The 17420-nt window shown below is 36.6% G+C and carries 15 protein-coding genes; 7 read left to right on the top strand and 8 right to left on the bottom strand.

Going from position 1 to position 17420, the window contains the following annotated elements:
- Positions 1 to 160: 160 nt before the first annotated feature.
- The 6 genes from LKACC16343_RS04600 to LKACC16343_RS04575 form a co-directional block, all read right to left on the bottom strand.
- Positions 161 to 697 (bottom strand): hypothetical protein, encoded by a 537-nt coding sequence (locus LKACC16343_RS04600; RefSeq protein WP_056954484.1) that lies wholly within the window; start codon positions 695 to 697, stop codon positions 161 to 163.
- 140 nt (positions 698 to 837) lie between these two features.
- The gene (locus LKACC16343_RS04595; RefSeq protein WP_054642494.1) at positions 838 to 1209 is read right to left on the bottom strand and encodes a DUF956 family protein; all 372 of its coding nucleotides are present in this window, start codon (positions 1207 to 1209) and stop codon (positions 838 to 840) included.
- 157 nt (positions 1210 to 1366) lie between these two features.
- Positions 1367 to 2278: a PTS system mannose/fructose/sorbose family transporter subunit IID gene (locus LKACC16343_RS04590; RefSeq protein WP_054642493.1), complete on the bottom strand. Its 912-nt coding sequence runs from the start codon at positions 2276 to 2278 to the stop codon at positions 1367 to 1369.
- Positions 2279 to 2297: 19 nt separating this feature from the next.
- Positions 2298 to 3116 carry a PTS mannose/fructose/sorbose transporter subunit IIC gene (locus tag LKACC16343_RS04585; protein ID WP_056954483.1) on the bottom strand — a complete coding sequence of 273 codons (819 nt, stop codon included), beginning with the start codon at positions 3114 to 3116 and terminating at the stop codon, positions 2298 to 2300.
- A gap of 44 nt (positions 3117 to 3160) precedes the next feature.
- On the bottom strand, positions 3161 to 4135 hold the full coding sequence (locus LKACC16343_RS04580) for a PTS sugar transporter subunit IIB (protein WP_056954482.1): 975 nt from the start codon (positions 4133 to 4135) through the stop codon (positions 3161 to 3163).
- A gap of 662 nt (positions 4136 to 4797) precedes the next feature.
- On the bottom strand, positions 4798 to 5142 hold the full coding sequence (locus LKACC16343_RS04575) for a winged helix-turn-helix transcriptional regulator (protein WP_056954480.1): 345 nt from the start codon (positions 5140 to 5142) through the stop codon (positions 4798 to 4800).
- A 139-nt stretch (positions 5143 to 5281) separates the two neighbouring features.
- Here LKACC16343_RS04575 and LKACC16343_RS04570 point away from each other — a divergent pair, with 139 nt between their 5' ends.
- The 3 genes from LKACC16343_RS04570 to LKACC16343_RS04560 all read left to right on the top strand — a co-directional run bounded on the left by LKACC16343_RS04570 (position 5282) and on the right by LKACC16343_RS04560 (position 8402).
- Entirely contained in the window at positions 5282 to 6304 is a 1023-nt protein-coding gene (locus LKACC16343_RS04570; protein ID WP_056954479.1) for a zinc-binding alcohol dehydrogenase family protein, read from the top strand.
- Between the two features lie 100 nt (positions 6305 to 6404).
- Complete coding sequence (locus LKACC16343_RS04565) at positions 6405 to 7343, top strand: 2-dehydropantoate 2-reductase (protein WP_056954478.1); 939 nt, start codon at positions 6405 to 6407, stop codon at positions 7341 to 7343.
- Positions 7344 to 7364: 21 nt separating this feature from the next.
- Positions 7365 to 8402: a PTS sugar transporter subunit IIC gene (locus tag LKACC16343_RS04560; protein WP_056954477.1), complete on the top strand. Its 1038-nt coding sequence runs from the start codon at positions 7365 to 7367 to the stop codon at positions 8400 to 8402.
- A gap of 38 nt (positions 8403 to 8440) precedes the next feature.
- Here the strand turns inward: LKACC16343_RS04560 and nagE are convergent, their stop codons facing one another.
- The gene (gene nagE / locus LKACC16343_RS04555; RefSeq protein WP_056954476.1) at positions 8441 to 10429 is read right to left on the bottom strand and encodes an N-acetylglucosamine-specific PTS transporter subunit IIBC; all 1989 of its coding nucleotides are present in this window, start codon (positions 10427 to 10429) and stop codon (positions 8441 to 8443) included.
- Positions 10430 to 10810: 381 nt separating this feature from the next.
- Here nagE and LKACC16343_RS04550 point away from each other — a divergent pair, with 381 nt between their 5' ends.
- Positions 10811 to 13465: an HAD-IC family P-type ATPase gene (locus tag LKACC16343_RS04550; RefSeq protein WP_056954475.1), complete on the top strand. Its 2655-nt coding sequence runs from the start codon at positions 10811 to 10813 to the stop codon at positions 13463 to 13465.
- A gap of 48 nt (positions 13466 to 13513) precedes the next feature.
- Here the strand turns inward: LKACC16343_RS04550 and LKACC16343_RS04545 are convergent, their stop codons facing one another.
- Positions 13514 to 14254 carry a response regulator transcription factor gene (locus LKACC16343_RS04545; protein ID WP_056954474.1) on the bottom strand — a complete coding sequence of 247 codons (741 nt, stop codon included), beginning with the start codon at positions 14252 to 14254 and terminating at the stop codon, positions 13514 to 13516.
- 380 nt (positions 14255 to 14634) lie between these two features.
- On the opposite strand from LKACC16343_RS04545, the gene LKACC16343_RS04540 reads away from it, so the two are divergent.
- The 3 genes from LKACC16343_RS04540 (at position 14635) to pstA (ending at position 17420) form a co-directional block, all read left to right on the top strand.
- Complete coding sequence (locus tag LKACC16343_RS04540) at positions 14635 to 15543, top strand: phosphate ABC transporter substrate-binding protein PstS family protein (protein ID WP_056954473.1); 909 nt, start codon at positions 14635 to 14637, stop codon at positions 15541 to 15543.
- Between the two features lie 71 nt (positions 15544 to 15614).
- The gene (gene pstC / locus LKACC16343_RS04535; RefSeq protein WP_056954472.1) at positions 15615 to 16532 is read left to right on the top strand and encodes a phosphate ABC transporter permease subunit PstC; all 918 of its coding nucleotides are present in this window, start codon (positions 15615 to 15617) and stop codon (positions 16530 to 16532) included.
- Positions 16533 to 17420, top strand: a complete 888-nt coding sequence (gene pstA, locus LKACC16343_RS04530; RefSeq protein WP_056954470.1) for a phosphate ABC transporter permease PstA — start codon at positions 16533 to 16535, stop codon at positions 17418 to 17420.

The raw sequence follows: 17420 nt of genomic DNA, 5'->3' as shown, positions 1-17420 counted from the left end.
TTTAATTATATAGAAAAAGTTCTTGACATGAAACGCGTTCGATAAACTATTATTTAAGCGTTGAGATACGAATTACACAAAACTTCTTTTTTGTTAAAAGCTCACCCTTCACGTATTTCACAACAAGCCAAGATATTTATTTGTTAAAAAAACTCATCCGTCAGCGGGATGAGTTTTTTAGTATTGCTAATATTTGATTAATTTTTTTATCGGAAACGGCTTCCCCCTTGTAGTTCCAAGAAAGATTTAAGGTCACTTGACCTTGCCTAGTTTCAACGATTAACAGATGCTCCGGACGATTGATGGGACGGTTTAAAGTGCCTCCAGCAATGTTATGACTATTCATTAAATTTACACCATCAATAATTGAAAAAGCCTGAATCTCTGATAGTGGTATAAATTTATCTTGTTGCAAAAATGGTAAGTAAATTAGTTTTACCTTTTTATTCCAAGTTCCATCATCAATATAATATATTCCTTTGGCAGTGATTTTCCAGCCACCATAGAAGTGTTTCAGCGACCATGGGTAAATCAACATGCTATCGATTAAAAATGCTACTGTGCCGCATAAAATCGACATCAACGGCTCATTGGGGAAGATTGAAATAATCACCACCCCCACTGCTACACCAAGAAATATACTGCCTAACAGTGGTTTAAAACTGATTTTTCTAGCGAATCTCAATTCGTTTTCCATATCAATCACCTTGACTGTTTATGACTACACTAAAGATAGAACTAATTGCTTAAATAATCCAAAAATAAGTTTCAAAAATGGACACTTTGTAACTTCTGGCACAAAAAAATAGTTTGATCAAATTGACCAAACTATCGTTTCTACTTTTTGGGATTTCGTTTAAAGGCTCTGCGAACAACCTGGAAGAAAGTTAAGGACTTTACAATATCCTCAGGTTTAACATAAACTCTAATTGCTCGTAAAACTCTCTTAGGATCTTTTGAAGAAAAAGTAAACATACCGTTCTTTTTTGTTTGAATGGCATAACGTGGAATCCACTTGCCACCAAACATCACTGAGACAACGACCTGTTTAACTTCTGTCCATGGGATCTGAATATAGTTTGAAACATCACGGTCATCGTAAAATTCAAATCCTTTATCCCCAATCATGATTTTCCCATAATCAGTCAACCCTAAATGAGAAGTTCCTTGAATAACCAAATCCGACTTTGTATTTAATGATTGAACCATCTGACCGCTCCTTTGTTTTGTTAAAAATATTATACGGCGGAACTTATTTATTATCAAAAGTACAATAACTTTTGTTCTAATGAAAATGAGACATCAACTCAAAAACGAATTGATGTCTCATTTTTAATTAGTAAAACTTTTTGAAAGTCTCAAATTATTACATAACATGTAGAACGTGTAGAAGAACACCTACAACGAACAAGCCAAGAATAATAACGATTGGAGATACTTTCTTCTTTAGTAACCACATGCAGAACAATGTTAGAAGCAAAGCAGCTAAACCAGGGATCAATTGATCCAAGTTATCTTGCAATGTTGTTACTTTATGAGCAGTCAATGATAGACCATCTTTTTGTTGAATCAATGCTTGTTTGATACCTTGTGCACCTGATGGAATCTTTGACCAGTCAATGTATGCACCCTTAGCCAACTTAACAGTTGAAACTGTTGGTGTGAACTTAACAACAACCCAACGGTTGATCAATGAACCTAAGATAAACATACCTAGAATTGAAGCACCTTTAGTAATGTCTTGTAGGACACCACCGGAAACGTCATCTGTAATCTTAGAACCAGCTTTGTAACCAAGCTCTTGTGTGTACCACATGAAGGCCATACGAATAGCATTCCATGCAACGAAGTAAATGATTGGTCCAAGAATATTACCAGTCATAGCCAATGAAGCAGCTAAAGCACCAATAATAGGTTTAACAGTGAACCAGAACACAGGATCACCAATACCAGCCAAAGGACCCATCATACCAACTTTAACACCTTGGATTGTAACATCATCGATAGCGGCACCGTTTGCACGTTCCTCTTCCAATGCCATTGTTACACCAAGAATAGGTGATGAAAGGTATGGATGACAATTAAAGAATTCCATGTGACGCTTCAAAGCAGCAGCACGATCTTCTTTTGTCTTATATAATTTTTTCAAAACTGGAATTAGTGAATAAGTCCAGCCACCGTTTTGCATACGTTCGTAGTTCCATGAACCTTGAAGGAACGTTGAGCGCCACCAAACGGAGATTCTATCTTTTTTAGAAATTTTAACTTGATCTGCCATTTTTATGTGTTCTCCCCTCTTAATAGTTATCTATTATGTCGCCGACTGGATCACCGGTGTTAGAGTTACCTCCACCACCATTTGAACCGCCATTGCCACCTGATTTAGATAATTTCAAGTAGATGAGCGCCATAGAAATACCGATAGTACCAAGACCAATAAGTGTTAGATCTGTAACTGTTGCAAGTACGAAACCAATAGCAAAGAATGGCCATACTTCACGACTAGCCATCATATTGATAACCATTGCGTAACCAACAGCAACAACCATACCACCACCGATTGACAAACCATCTGTCAACCAAGTAGGCATAGCATCTAGTAATGATCTAACAGGACCAGCACCGATTGCAAGAATCAATGCGGCAGGAATAGCGATACGTAAACCTTGCATACAAATAGCAACATATTGCCAGAAATCAATTTTAGCAAAACTACCTTCTTCAGCAGCCTTATCCATAATATGAACAATACCAGTTGCCAATGTACGACATAGAATTGTTAGAAGTAGTCCGGCAACAGCCAAAGGAACAGCAATAGCGATAGCTGAACCAACACCCTTTTGTCCTTTACCACCAAGAACAAGAATAATAGCTGAAGCGACAGATGCCAAAGCGGCATCAGGTGCTACGGCAGCACCGATATTAGCCCAACCTAAGGCGATCATTTGTAGTGATCCACCAAGGATAAGACAAGGTAACAATTGACCTGTAACTAAGCCGATTAAAGTACATGCGATAACTGGTTGGTGAAAATGGAATTCATCCAAAATACCTTCCATACCAGCTAGGAATGATACCAAAACGACAAGAATAATCTGAATAGCATTTAATTGCATGATTATTAATCCTCCGTTTTATTTCTTATATAAAAGTTAAATCCCTATTTGTTTTTATCCAATTCTGCTTGGGCTTTCTTCATAATATTATCAAGATTGTCCTCAGAATCTGTTGGAACCTTACGAACATCAAATTTGATGCCTTGTGATTCCATCTTCTTAAATGTATCAATATCGTTTTGATCAAATGCCAAAACTTTATTAGGTTGAACTTTACCAACTGAGTGAGCCATTGAACCAACATTGATAGTCTTCAATGGAACTCCACCCTCGATAGCTTTTTCAACATCTTGTGGTGTTTCGAACAATAGTAATGCACGTTCGCCACCGAAATGTTTGTCATCCTTAGCAATCTTGATCATTTGATTGATTGGGATAACGTGAGCATGAACACCAACTGGTGCAGCTTGCATAATCAATTGTTTACGCAAGTCATCCTTAGCAACGTTATCTGAAACAACGATAATACGTGTTGGTGAAACTGATTTTGACCATGCAGTAGCAACTTGACCATGCAATAGACGTGAATCAATACGTGCCAAAACATATTCCAATGAACCAGCCTTACCACCTGAAACAGTTTGTTTAGGAGCAGCTTTAGGAGCAGCATCCTTAGGTTGTAGTGATTCTGGACGAACCTTTACACCATCTTTTGCTGTTTCAATAATATGAGCGGCAATTTCATGTGCAGAGTTCATTGACATACGTGAAGCGTAGGCTTCAATCAACATAGGTAAGTTAAGACCAGCAACAATAGCCCACTTATCCTTATGTGCCTCGAACAAACCATTTACTTGGTTGAATGGTGTTCCACCCCAAAGGTCAACAAGGAACAAAACTTGTTCTTGGTCTTCCAATTTGGAAACAGCATCTTCCAATTTTGCCTTAAGGTCATCAGGCCCCATGCTTGGTTGCAATGTAACGGATTGAACATCTTTTTGTTCACCGAAAATCATTGAACCAGACATCTTAATGCCGTCGGCAAAGTCACCATGGCTTGCAATAATAATTCCAACCATGTTTCTTCCTCCTTATGTTTTATATAATTAAAACGCTTACTTCGACCACCCATTATGGTCGCCTAAAAAAATAGAATAATATCCTAATAAACCGTTTTAATCTAGCTCACCCTTCATGTGAACCCTTACATAATATCATTTTTTCAGAAAAAAAAACAGTACTTTTAAAAAAAAGTCTAGACCACAATCAAATTAAACTATCTTTGTGATTTTTACGAATTTCTTTGTGTCCATTTGGCATATTAATTGGAACCGTTTTGACAATGTTTTTAATTTTTTGTTCTTCATTAAATGATTTTATTTCTGTTATTTTTGTCCATTTTTATGGTTGTTTGTGATATTTGAAAGCAGTCTACTATTTTCACTAGTTTTCAATTATGTCTTTCCTAAAGCCCTAAACAGTGGTAATTGTCCAATTTATTCCTATATAAATATATCTTTATCACGAGTTTTTTCACTTGTTACTTTTGTGTGACACATCGTAGTATTACTTTTTCTTGAAATCAATCCCTGTAATTTCTTAAATGAAACGAATTGGATTTACTGTAAATGGTCTGTACCAATGGTAGCGCATTAATTTTTTTTAAATATAGAAAAAAGCCTTTTTTAGAATTAAACAAAAGTACTAAAAAAGGCTGATTTTTTTAAAATAATATGATAATTTACTCATTTGAGGCTTCTTTTTGATTATAAAGGTCTCCCCAATTTGCCATAGCTTCAATAACTGGCTCTAAAGTTTTACCAAACTCCGTTAATTGATAATCTGTCTTCAACGGGGTCAATTGATAAACAGTTTTCTTAATTATTCCATCTTGTTCTAATTCATTTAACTGTAAGGCAAGCATTCTCCTAGAACAATCCACTAATTCACGCTGTAACTCTCCAAAATGGCAGATCTCATTTTGAAATAGATGGTAGATGATAACACTTTTCCACTTGCCAGATATTATTTGTAAGGTACTTTCTACCGGACAACCTGAATTACAATCATAAATATGTCTTTGCATATCTTCACTCCCAATCAATCCACATATAAATTACCTTTTTTTAAAACTTGAAGCAACAACTTATGACTAGTAACAAAAATTTCACGATTGTTAACATTCCTCACATGATTAATACTAAGAGCATCGAGGAGGATATATTATGAAAGCTATCGGATTTACAGAACATCTACCTATTCAAGATAAAAACAGTTTAATCGAATTTTCACAGCCCATGCCTGAGGTAAAAGAACATGATCTATTGGTAAAAATATCTGCGACATCAGTTAATCCCGTTGATGTTGGTGTCAGAAAAAGCGGTTATCAAAATTTAGCTAATCCCAAAGTAATTGGATGGGACGCCGTTGGAGTAGTCGTTGATACCGGAAAAGAAGTTACGCTTTTCCATAATGGTGAAAAAGTATTTTATGCGGGTTCCTTTATTAGACCTGGCAGCAATAGTGAATATCAATTAGTTGATGAAAGAATCGTTGGTCATGCTCCAAAAACTCTATCAGATGCTGAAATTGCTGCTATGCCATTAACTTCATTAACCGCATGGGAGGCTCTTTTTGAACAATTAGAAATTTCTCCATATAATAAGGAAAAAAATCATCAAAATACGATCCTAATCATTAATGGTGCTGGCGGTGTAGGTTCAATTGCTACTCAATTGGCTCACTGGGTTGGATTAAAGACAATTGCTACCGCATCTCGTGCTGAAACCATTTCTTGGGTACGACAAAATAATGCCGATTTTACCGTTAATCACCGTAAGAACTTGGTTGATGAGGTCCATAAATTAGGTTTCAAATACGTTGATTACATTCTAGAGTTAAACGATCTTGATGGACATTGGGATGAAATGGCCCAACTCATTAAGCCAAGTGGTCGAATAACTTCAATTACTGAAAACCATCGTCCAATAGATATCAAAAAATTAACCAAAAAACGAGCAACATTTTCTTGGGAATGGATGTATTCCAAATCTTTTTATCAAACACCTGATATGATTACACAACACAAGATTCTTGAGAATATTTCTCAGCTACTTGATAACAAAACTATTCACAGCACCCTGACCAAAACTTTATCCCCTATCAACGTAGATAACTTGAAGAAAGCCCATCAATTAGTAGAGACAAATCATATGATTGGGAAAGTTGTTATCAGCAATCAAAAATAACACCTATTTTTATTAAAACGTTTACCGTAATTATTTGTAGATTTTTTCACAACTATTCAAGTATAATGATAGTTACAGAAATCACAAAGGAGTAAACACGATGAAAATTATTATCGCAGGTGCGGGTGCCATGGGTAGTCGCTTTGGAATTATGCTTCATAGAGGTGGCAACGATGTCACTTTAGTTGATGGCTGGCCAGCTCACGTTGATGCCATCCGTCAAAACGGTTTAAAGGCTAACTTTAATGGTGAGGATATCACTGAACATATCCCTGTAATGCTTCCATCTGAGGTCAAAGGTGACACAAAGGCTGACTTAATTATTTTATTCACCAAATCAATGCAATTGGCTAAAATGTTGCAAGATGTCAAACCACTTATTGCCGAGAATACAAAAATTCTATGCCTCTTAAATGGTATTGGGCATGAAGATACCATCGAAAAATATATCCCAATGGAAAATATTTTTATCGGTAATACAATGTGGACTGCCGGTCTAGTTGGACCTGGTGAAGTTAAATTATTCGGTAATGGTTCTGTTGAATTGCAAAATCTTGGTCAGAATCAAGAAGATGCGGCTAAGAATTTAGCTAAAGTTCTTTCCGAATCCGGTTTAAACGCTAAGTATTCAGATAATATCCACTATTCTATTTATCGTAAAGCTTGTGTTAATGGAACTATGAACTGCCTTTGTTCAATCCTTGATGTCAATATGGCTGAATTCGGTGCTACTAAACCAGCTCATGATATTGTCGTAACAGTTGTAAATGAATTTGCGGCCGTAGCCAAACATGAAGGTGTTGACTTGGATATTGATGAAGTCGTTGCCCATGTTGAATCTTGCTTCGATCCTGAAACAATCGGTAAACATTATCCATCTATGTATCAAGATTTGATCAAGAATAATCGTTTAACAGAGATCGACTACATTAACGGTGCCGTTTCTCGTAAAGGTAAAAAATATCAAATCCCTACTCCATATTGTGATTTATTGACACAACTAATTCACTGCAAAGAAGATATTCTTGGCGCTAAATAGTCAAATCACAGGAGGATTATTATGAAACAAAAACTAACAGCCAAAATTTTTCTAAATAAAGTATTATCAGGAACCGCAACCGGTATTATCATCGGATTGATTCCCAATGCCGTTTTAGCTGCTATCTTAAAACTGTTCGGTAACAATCCTTTTGCACTTGCTATTGGTCAAATGGCAATTATTTTCCAACTTGCAACACCACTACTAATCGGAGCCCTAATTGCACTTCAATTTGAACTCAAGCCAATGCCTATGATGGTCGTTGGTGGAGCTGCTTTCGTCGGTTCCGGTGTTATTAAATTCAATGCCAAAGCTCAGGCTTACATCGGAGCTGGTACTGGTGATATTATCAACACCATGTTAACAGCCGCGATTGCTGTCGGATTAATTTTACTGATAGGTGAAAAATTCGGTTCAGTTGCAATCGTCTTAACCCCAATTGTCGTCGGTGTTGGCGCTGGCTTAATTGGTTTTTATCTCTATCCATATGTCACTGACATTACTAAGGCAATTGGTGATGGAATCAACTCATTCACTAATTTGCAACCAATTATTATGTGTATCCTAATTAGTTGCGCCTTTGCTACCATCATTATTTCACCAATTTCCACTGTTGCTATCGGTATGGCGATTCAACTAAATGGTATATCTGCCGGTGCTGCCGCTATGGGAGTTGCAGCTACTACCATTGTTCTGGTCGTTAATTCTTGGAAGATCAACAAACCTGGTGTAACAATTGCGATTGCCCTAGGAGCTATGAAAATGATGATGCCAAATCTATTTAGAAAGCCTATCATTCTTATTCCTTGCTTGATAACTGCTGCCATATCCGCGATTCCTGTAGCATTATTCTCCATTTCAGGAACACCCGCTTCAGCCGGATTCGGTTTAGTTGGACTAGTTGGTCCACTAGCATCAATGGAAGCAGGATTAAATATCGCCCTATTACTGATTAGCTGGTTAGTAATTCCAATAATCGTATCATTAGCCTTACAGTTTATTTTAGAAAAAGTCCTTCATTTATATGATCGAAAAGACGTTTTCGAATTCTTAGGTTAAAAAAATAGAGCCCACACATTTGTGTGAGCTCTATTTTTTTATTTAGTTGTTACTTTAACAACTTCATTATCTAACTTAACTTCTTGATTCAAAACATCATACTTCATGTAGGCAACACTTGGCATATTAGTGATAATCACCATCATGTCCGTCTTCTTACCAGCATCTGTAATTTGTTTAAGGTCAACTTGAGCAAGTTGATCTCCATGTTTAATTTTTTGACCATCAGAAACTTTAATTTCAAATGGTTCACCTTTTAATTGAACAGTATCGATTCCCATATGGACTAATACTTCTAGTCCATTATCAGTCTTAATACCTAAAGCATGTTTTGTTGGGAAAATAGTAGTAATTGTACCATCCACTGGAGCAACAATCTTTCCATCAGTTGGAACAACTGCATAACCGTCACCTAACATCTTTTGTGCAAAGGTTGGATCAGAAACTTTTTCAATATCTTCCAATTCACCGTTAGCAACACTATAGAAGACATCCGTTTCACCAGATTTAACATCACTTGCTGGTTCTGATTTAGATTCTGATTCTTTTTCAGTAGCTGCTGGAGCGGATACAGCAACATTGTTGTCATATAATTTCTTCAAAGCATCGGCAACAAATTGTACTTCTGTACCGACAACAATTTGAATATTAGTCTTATCCAAAACATTGATTCCTGAAACATTTGCACTCATAATCTGTGACTTATTAGCTTTTCCAGTATCTTCCAATTGAAGACGTAAACGTGTTGTACAATTATCGATCACTTTAATATTATCGTGACCACCGATACCAGCGTAAATCTTTTTAGCGGCAATCATATACTTATCATCGTCATCAGATGTGGCAACAGCAGCACTTTGATCACTAGCACTATCGACATTAATCGGTTCACGACCCGGCGTCATCAAGTTAAACTTCTTGATAGCAAAATCAAATACGAAGTAATAAATGAACGCCATCACAATACCTTGAACTAAAAGCATATATGGCTTGTTAGCGATTGGCATGTGGAAACTTAAAATATAATCAACTAATCCGGCACTGAAAGTGAATCCAGCTGTCCAATGCATCAATGCGGCAAAGAACATTGATAGACCTGTCAAAACAGCATGGATAACATATAGTGGCCAAGCAACAAACATAAATGAGAATTCCAATGGTTCAGTAACACCTGTAAAGAATGAAGCAAACGCACCAGCCATCATTAGACCAGCGGTAGCTTTCTTACGTTCTGGTAAGGCATTTTTATAAATTGCTAAAGCACCTGCTGGAAGTCCAAACATCATAACAGGGAAATAACCTGCTAGATACATTCCGGTAATACCCTTTGTACCCTTGTTGGCCCAGAAATTACCGATATCATTAATACCAGCAATATTAAATTCGAACACTTGATTTAAAGCTTGGTGCAATCCGGTTGGGATCAATAAACGGTTGAAGAAACCGAATAATCCGGCACCAACAGCTCCTAATCCAACAAAGAATTTACCAAAATTAATCAAAGCATCGTATAGAAATGGCCAAACGAATAATAGAACAACTGAAATCAATAACATTACTAAAGTAGATAGAATTGGTACTAATCTCTTACCACTAAAGAATGATAGAGCCATTGGTAACTTCGTCTCGTGGAAACGATCAAACAAAGCTGCGGCAATTAAACCAGCTACAATACCAATGAAGACATTTCCGGTAATCGCATTGAAAGCTGGATTAACATCCTTAACATTAATTCCCTTTAATAGAGCAACATTTTTAGGTGAAAGTACATAAACTGGCACAATATAAGCAACTACCCCAGCCATGGCTGAAGCACCATCTTTGACCTTAGACATCCCGATCGATAGTCCAACGGCAAACAATAATGCCAATTGACTTAAGATAGCTGTACCACCAATTTGTAGAAATTGAGATAGACCCCAATTTTGTGGCAACCAATGACCAATACCTTCTAGTAAGGCTGCAGCTGGTAAAACAGCCACTGGCAATTGAAGGGATCGACCCATTCGTTGAAGATAGGTTTTCATTTTCCTATTTTCCTCCTTATAAACACAAAACATTTTTAACAAAGCTAATAATACTGGTATACATCCAATACTGCAAGGACTTTATACCTAAATATTAAATTGTAAGCTAATTAAACGTTTACATAAAAACAATGGACTAGACATTTCCTGTATTGGTATACTCCATATTATTTATTATTAAAATAATTTAATCGTTTCTCTAATATTGACATGACATATGAGACCTGATATCTTTAGATTACGATATTTGAAGGAGTGAACTTTAACTGAAGACGAATCTTATATATTTCTTGCATCGAATTAGGAGCTGAGTTTTGGCACATTACTTACTAAGCAATGCGCTTTTTTTGACCCCAAATTTAATACTCGAGGAGATGTAAATTGAAACCTAAACCTTATCAAATAGGCTTTGAAAAACTCAAAGAAACATATAACACAAATGAATTTAAACAAGGACTGACTGCCTCAGAAGCTAAAAAACGTTTGGCAGAAAATGGTCCTAACAAACTAGAATCACATCGAACACCTAAATGGAAAATGTTCCTACGCCAATTTAACAATATGGTTATCTATGTTTTGATTGCTTCGGTAATCATTACTTTATTGATGGGACATTACTCCGACTCAATCATCATCGGATTGGTAGTTGTTATCAATGCCATTATTGGTTACTACCAAGAGGTTAATGCTTCCGATGCTCTAGAAAAAATCAAACAGATGCTCTCAATTGAAGCCACTGTTTACCGTGACGGACAAAGAAAAGACATTCCCGCTGAAGATTTAGTCGTTGGTGATACAGTTTTCTTAGAAGCTGGTGATAATGTACCGGCTGACCTTAGAATTATTGATTCTGATAACCTAAGGATTCAGGAATCCGCTTTAACCGGAGAATCCAATTCCGTTGCTAAAACCGCTGAAGCTTTAATGGATGAAAACATTCCTTTGGCCGAACAAACTAATATGGCTTTCGCCTCAACTGCTGTAACTAATGGTAGTGGTAGCGGCCTAGTTGTCGGAACTGCTTCTGATACTGAAATTGGTAAAATTTCTCAAGAAGTTAGCGCCGTTAAGCAAAGAAAGACACCATTAATGCAAATTATTGATGGTTTAGGAACAAAAGTTTCTTATGCTATCGTGGCTGCTTCAGCTCTAATTTTTATCATTGGTTTAATTTTCGATACCTACGCCCTACCAGTTCTAGCTTTAGCCGTTGTAGCTATGATGGTTGGTGCTATTCCTGAAGGTATGCCCGCTACTACTTCAGTTATCTTGGCCAAAGGTGTTAGTGATATGGCTAAGAAACAAAATACCATCGTTAAAACTTTACCAGCAGTCGAAACGCTTGGTTCAGTTGACGTTGTAGCAACTGATAAAACTGGTACTTTGACCAAGAATGAAATGACCGTAACTGATATTTTAATTGATGATCAAGAACTAACTGTTAGTGGAACCGGTTATGAACCTACTGGTGAAATTTCAGATCAAGGTAAACCAGTTGCAATGACACCTAAATTAAAATTACTTTTACAAGCCGGATACTATGCTAACGATACTGACTTGTTACACGAGAATGGTCAGTGGCACATTAATGGAGAACCAACTGATGGAGCTTTCTTGACGCTCTACCATAAAGTATTTGCTTACAATCAACCTCAAGAATTTGAAGAAATCGATATTTTACCGTTTGATTCAGATTATCGTTACATCGGTAAATTAGTTAAGAACAAACAAAATGAGCGTATCCTCTTCGTTAAAGGTGCCCCAGATAAAATTTTGGCTATGGCTAAAAAGCAAGATACCAACTTTGACTATGATGGTTGGGTAGACAAAGTTGAACGTTTCTCTAAAGAAGGTAAGCGTGTTATCGCCGTCGGTTACGAAAAAGAACCTGACACTACAAATGAGATCACCCATAAGATGATTGTCGATGGTCTTAACTTCTTAGGTTTAGTCGCCATCATCGACCCTCCACGTGAAGAAGTGATTGAATCATTGAAAGTCATGCGTAGCGCTGGTGTTGAAGTTAAAATGATTACTGGTGACAACGCAATTACTGCTAAATCCATTGGTCAAAGTTTAGGATTAGCTGATGAGATTCATGCTATTACTGGTACTCAATGGGATGCTTTATCAGACGAGGAAAAGATTACCGCTGCTGATGAAAACCAAGTTTTTGCCAGAACGACTCCTAGTAACAAACTAGAAATTATCGAAGCATTGCAAAAAAACAACAAAGTTACTGCCATGACTGGTGACGGTGTTAATGATGCTCCAGCCTTAAAGAGAGCCGATATCGGTGTTGCCATGGGTATTAAAGGAACCGACGTTGCCAAAGATTCTGCCGATATGATTTTGACTGACGACAATTTTGCTACTATGTCATCAGCCATCAAAGAAGGTCGTCGAATCTTTGATAACATTAAAAAGAGTATTCTCTACCTATTACCTATCTCCTTCTCCGAAGGTTTAATCGTTGCCTATGCCATCCTGACAAAACAAGAAATTCCACTTCAACCGACACAATTACTATGGATCAACATGGTTTCTGCCATCACGATTCAATTTGCCTTAATCTTTGAACCAGCTGAAGAAGGAATTATGAATCGGAAACCACGAAAAACTGGTAGTAAATTAATGAGTCGTCATGATGTTTTCCAGATGACTTACGTTGCTATTCTTATTGCGGCTGTCAGTTTGATTATAGATATTTACCTTAACAATAAAGGCGTGGGAGAAGTGATATCCAGTACGACTATGGTTAACACTTTGATTATCGGTAAGATTTTCTACCTATTCAATATTCGTACACCTAAATTGGCTTTATCAAAAGAACTCTTCTCTAACTCAAAAGTCTTCGTCTTCGTTGGCTTGATGCTCTTGCTACAACTATTTTTAACTTATACACCGTTCATGCAAGAAATATTCTCAACTGGACCTATCACCTCCCTTGAATGGGGATTGGCAGTCGCCGCTGGAGCCATCGTTCTAGTGGTTACTGAAATCGACAAAATGATTAGAATCAAACTTCAAAAATAATAAAAAAGATCAATACATACGTAGAAATTACGTTATATTGATCTTTTTTTATTTCTCTGAAACTAGTGGATATTGATTATCCAATACGTAACCAAAGCCACGCACTGTTTTAATGCAGTCCTTGGTTTCAGATTTTTCTGCTAATTTATCTCTTAAGTGACTGATATGAATGTCAACTGTTCGACTAGAGCCGGCAGAATCATATCCCCAAACTCCCTCTAACAATTGATCCCGACTTAAAACTTTTCCACGGTGCTGAACTAAGTACCAAAATAAACTGAATTCTTTCGGTGTCAGGCCAATATCATAGCCACGATGTGTAACTCGATAGTGCTTGAAATCAATTACTATATCGTTATACTTGACCGTTTCAGTTCGATATTCCTGTTTCTTACTTTTCTTTAAATCATTAGTGATAGAAAAACGATCATAAACCCAAAATAATTGCTTTACCTTGGCTACCAATTCAGGATATTCAAACGGTCTTGTAATAAAACTATCTATATTAATATTGTAAAAGAGTGACCGTCTCTTCTTATCTTTGGCAGGTGCTAAAACTATAATTGGCCCTGAAATCTTGCTGCGTAATGATTTTAGTATCTTTAACGATTGACTCATGCTGGTGATTGATGAATCCCAAAGTAAACCAGCAACATCTTCATTTTCAACTAACTTTTCAACTTCATTTGGATCGGTTACATTCCTGATAAACCATCCCTGATTATTAAAATAACCATTAATCTCGATAAAAAGTGATAGCTTATTACTCAACAATACTAGCGGTTGCATCCTATCTCTACTTCCTTCCGGTCATTTAATATTGCAAGGGCTGAAACTTTACAATATTAAAAAGTTTAGAAAAGGTAAATTTTCTTAACAAAACTAACAACAGCCACTTAACATTTTGATTATAACAATGGAAATTAGGTAGGTCATTTACAAAGACCAATTCATCCATTGTATTTGAATATATACATTTACAATTATTGTTATATTAAGTGAAACCCCTGAATCCCTTGCAAAAGATAGTCTACTGGCTAAATGTATATTTTTTTAACAACTTTACACAAACTTTACATTAAATAAACAATATATATACACAGCCGCCTTATATTTATATTGTTCGATAAAGAAATTTACCAATACGACTTTGAATAGGGGTTTTAAGAATGAAAAAGAAAACTATCATTTCATTAGTATTAGGAGTTGCAGCTTTGATGCTAATCCTAACAGGCTGTGGAAATAGTAGCAGCAAGGATTCCTCAGCTGCATCTAAAGGCAACAGCAGCAATGAGACTTCAGGTAAGGTTACTGCTGTTGGTTCAACTGCTCTACAACCACTTGTTGAAAAAGCAGCAACAAACTTCCAAAAGAAGAATAGTAAGATCAACATTACTGTTCAAGGTGGAGGTTCTGGTACTGGATTAAGCCAAGTCCAAGATAAATCAGTAGAAATTGGTAACTCTGATATCTTTGCTGAAGAAAAACAAGGTATTGATTCTAAGAAACTCACTGATCATAAAGTTGCCGTTGTAGGTATGGCTCCAGTTGTTAACAAAGATGCTAACGTTAAGAACCTTACAATGGATCAAGTTAAGAAAATCTTTACTGGTAAGATCACTAACTGGAAAGAAGTTGGTGGTAAAGACGAAAAAATCACCGTTGTCAACCGTGCTAAAGGTAGTGGTACTCGTGCAACATTCGAAGCAGCTGTATTAAAAGGTACTGAAGCTGTTAAATCTCAAGAACAAGACTCAAATGGTACTGTTCAAAAGATTGTTGAAAGTACACCAGGTGCTGTAAGTTACCTAGCATTCTCATACATCAATGATAAGATCCAAGCTGTTTCAATCGACAATGTTAAACCAACAGATGCTAACGTTGAAACAAACAAATGGAAGATCTGGTCATATGAACACATGTATACAAACGGAGCTGCTAAAGGTGCCGTTGCTAAATTCCTAAACTACATGAATTCAGATGACGTTCAAAAATCATTAGTTAAAGATATGGGATATATCAGTATTCATAACATGAAAGTTCAAAAAGATTCAAAAGGAACAGTTAGTTCTAAATAAATAATCAGAGGGACTTCAACCTTGTAAATCTTGGTCGGGGTTCTTTTTGTATATACAGGAGTGATTCCCTTATGGATAAAATTCAAAAGAAACTACAAACGAAATCCAAAGCCACCTTTCAAGACTACTTTGGCAAGGGAATTTGTTATCTATGCATTGGTTTAATTATTTTACTAGTTACATGTATCCTCTACTTCATTGCTTCTAAGGGTTTGGCCACTTTTACTAAGGATAAAGTTAATGTTTTTGACTTCTTGACAAAGACTAATTGGAATCCTGGTGCCTTAGATAGCAAAGGACGACCTGACATCGGTGCTTTGCCAATGATCGTTACCTCATTTAGTGTGACACTTTTGGCCGCCTTAATTGCTACTCCTTTTGCCATTGGCGTAGCAATCTTTATGTCAGAATTTTCAAGTAAAAACGGTAGTAAAATCTTACAACCTGTCATCGAATTACTAGTCGGTATTCCTTCAGTTGTTTATGGATTTATCGGTCTATCTGTCATCGTTCCCTTTATTAGAGGAATCTTTGGTGGAACTGGATTCGGTATTCTCTCAGGTACATTAGTTTTATTCGTAATGATTCTACCAACTATTATTTCCTTATCTGTAGATAGTCTCAAATCAGTTCCCATGTACTATCGTCAAGCCTCTTTAGCCTTAGGGGCAACTAGATGGCAGACTATTTACAAAGTGGTTTTACGTGCTGCTATTCCAGGATTATTGACAGCCATTATCTTCGGTATGGCTCGTGCCTTTGGTGAAGCCTTAGCCGTTCAAATGGTTATTGGTAATGCGGCCTTAATGCCTAAGAACCTAATTTCACCAGCTTCCACCTTAACAAGTAAGTTGACCACCGATATTGGTAATACTGTTATGGGAACTCTTCCTAATAATGCATTGTGGTCGTTAGCTTTGATTCTTCTATTGATGTCGTTGATTCTTAATTTGATTGTTAAATTCATTGGAAAGAGAGGTCGTTTCTAAATGAATGCTAAAAAAGTCGACCGTATCGCTAGTTTTATTATCTACACCATCGTTGTTGCTGTGGTTTTACTATTGATTGCTATTTTAGGATATATTCTTTTCAATGGAGTTCCTGACATTTCTTGGCATTTCTTAACTTCAGCTGCCCAATCTTTTAGTGCTGGTGGTGGTATTCGCGATCAGTTATTCAATTCACTCTATCTACTAGTATTAACAATTATTGTTTCTTTACCAATTGGTTTAGGTGCCGGCATTTACTTGTCCGAATATGCTGCTGACAATTGGTTCACTGATTTAATCAGAACCAGTGTTGAAGTCTTAAGTTCATTACCATCAGTTGTTGTTGGTTTGTTTGGATACTTGCTATTTGTTATCAAATTGAAACTTGGATTCTCCATCTTGTCTGGTGCAATTGCTCTAACCTTCTTCAATCTTCCTCTGTTAACTAGAAATATTGAAGAATCACTACGTAGTGTTCCCAATTTACAAAGAGAAGCAGGTATGTCATTAGGTTTGTCTAATTGGAAAACTACAACCAAAATTATTTTACCCGCCGCATTACCAGGAATTCTGACGGGTTTAATCTTGAGCGCTGGTAGAATTTTCGGTGAAGCCGCTGCTTTAATTTATACAGCTGGTCAAAGTGCTCCAACTGTTGATTACAGCAATTGGAATATCTTCTCCGCCAATAGTTTCTTGAATCCAATGCGTCCCGCCGAAACTTTAGCTGTCCATATTTGGAAAGTTAACACTGAAAGTGTCACACCGGATGCAAACTTAATTTCCAGTGCTTCATCTGCCGTACTTATCATCGTTATTCTTCTTTTTAACCTAGGGGCTCGTTTCTTGGGTAATAAACTATACAAAAAAATTACTGCCACGAAATGA

Source organism: Companilactobacillus bobalius (assembly GCF_002179915.1).
Taxonomy (GTDB): domain Bacteria; phylum Bacillota; class Bacilli; order Lactobacillales; family Lactobacillaceae; genus Companilactobacillus; species Companilactobacillus bobalius.
Note: the sequence above shows the minus strand (reverse complement) of the source record. Positions and strands in the feature narration are given on the sequence as shown.

Excerpts from the sequence above, each read along its gene's own strand:
- LKACC16343_RS04590 (WP_054642493.1), bottom strand. The coding sequence starts at position 2,278 with ATGGCAGATCAAGTTAAAATTTCTAAAAAAGATAGAATCTCCGTTTGG.
- LKACC16343_RS04570 (WP_056954479.1), top strand. The coding sequence starts at position 5,282 with ATGAAAGCTATCGGATTTACAGAACATCTACCTATTCAAGATAAAAAC.
- LKACC16343_RS04600 (WP_056954484.1), bottom strand. The coding sequence starts at position 697 with ATGGAAAACGAATTGAGATTCGCTAGAAAAATCAGTTTTAAACCACTG.
- LKACC16343_RS04595 (WP_054642494.1), bottom strand. The coding sequence starts at position 1,209 with ATGGTTCAATCATTAAATACAAAGTCGGATTTGGTTATTCAAGGAACT.
- LKACC16343_RS04565 (WP_056954478.1), top strand. The coding sequence starts at position 6,405 with ATGAAAATTATTATCGCAGGTGCGGGTGCCATGGGTAGTCGCTTTGGA.
- pstA (WP_056954470.1), top strand. The coding sequence starts at position 16,533 with ATGAATGCTAAAAAAGTCGACCGTATCGCTAGTTTTATTATCTACACC.
- LKACC16343_RS04560 (WP_056954477.1), top strand. The coding sequence starts at position 7,365 with ATGAAACAAAAACTAACAGCCAAAATTTTTCTAAATAAAGTATTATCA.
- LKACC16343_RS04580 (WP_056954482.1), bottom strand. The coding sequence starts at position 4,135 with ATGGTTGGAATTATTATTGCAAGCCATGGTGACTTTGCCGACGGCATT.
- nagE (WP_056954476.1), bottom strand. The coding sequence starts at position 10,429 with ATGAAAACCTATCTTCAACGAATGGGTCGATCCCTTCAATTGCCAGTG.
- LKACC16343_RS04585 (WP_056954483.1), bottom strand. The coding sequence starts at position 3,116 with ATGCAATTAAATGCTATTCAGATTATTCTTGTCGTTTTGGTATCATTC.
- pstC (WP_056954472.1), top strand. The coding sequence starts at position 15,615 with ATGGATAAAATTCAAAAGAAACTACAAACGAAATCCAAAGCCACCTTT.
- LKACC16343_RS04540 (WP_056954473.1), top strand. The coding sequence starts at position 14,635 with ATGAAAAAGAAAACTATCATTTCATTAGTATTAGGAGTTGCAGCTTTG.
- LKACC16343_RS04575 (WP_056954480.1), bottom strand. The coding sequence starts at position 5,142 with ATGCAAAGACATATTTATGATTGTAATTCAGGTTGTCCGGTAGAAAGT.
- LKACC16343_RS04545 (WP_056954474.1), bottom strand. The coding sequence starts at position 14,254 with ATGCAACCGCTAGTATTGTTGAGTAATAAGCTATCACTTTTTATCGAG.